This window comes from Stenotrophomonas sp. PS02300, from assembly GCF_029959395.1.
Lineage (GTDB): Bacteria > Pseudomonadota > Gammaproteobacteria > Xanthomonadales > Xanthomonadaceae > Stenotrophomonas > Stenotrophomonas maltophilia_AD.
The window spans coordinates 1-706 of sequence record NZ_JASCOP010000257.1 but is presented as its reverse complement, the minus strand read 5'-3'; the positions used below and the strand labels follow the sequence as shown (position 1 = coordinate 706).

The following is a 706-nucleotide window of genomic DNA, read 5'->3' as shown; positions in this document are numbered from 1 at the left end:
CACATGCACCTGGGCCTGCGGGCGCCGAACCTGTGGTTCCGGGTGCGGCTGCGCTACCCCGACCCCGGCGCACCGGGCGGCCAGGTGGATGTCAGCGGCTTCTCATTGCCCGGGTTGCCGGCGATCGTCGTCGGCAGCAACGGCCATGTCGCCTGGGGCTTCACCAACAGCTACATCGACAACGCCGACTTCATGCCCGTGCCCGCAGGCGCCGACGGCGTCCGTGTGCATGAAGAGCGCATCCGCGTGGCCGGTGGCGCCACCGTGACCCTGCGCGTGCGCGAAACCGCGTGGGGCCCGATCCTGCACGAGCGCGCCGATGGCAGCGGCGAGGCCTTGCGCTGGACCGCACAGTTGCCGGGTGCGGTCAGCATGGCGTTCGCCGACATGGCACGGGCCGGTGACCTCGACGACGCGCTGAAGATCGCCGACCGCGCCGGCATTCCCACCCAGAACCTGCTGCTGGCCGACGCGAAGGGGCGCATTGCCTGGCGGTTGATCGGCGCCCGCCCGGACCGCGCGGCGGACTGCCCGCCCAATGGCTTCACCAGCGCCGCACCGGCCCGCTGCGCGCCGTGGGCGATCCGCAGCGACCAGTCACCGGCCCTGGTGGACCCACCCGCCCAGCGGTTGTGGACCGCGAACGGCCGCGTGCTGGATGGCGCCGACCTGGCGGTGGCCGGCAACGCCGGCTACGACCTGGGGG

Annotated in this window: 1 protein-coding gene; it reads left to right on the top strand. The window is 73.2% G+C overall.

The window, feature by feature from the left end; all coding sequences use genetic code 11:
* A partial coding sequence (locus QMX79_RS20820) for a penicillin acylase family protein (RefSeq protein WP_282248470.1) occupies positions 1-706 on the top strand: 706 nt, incomplete at both ends.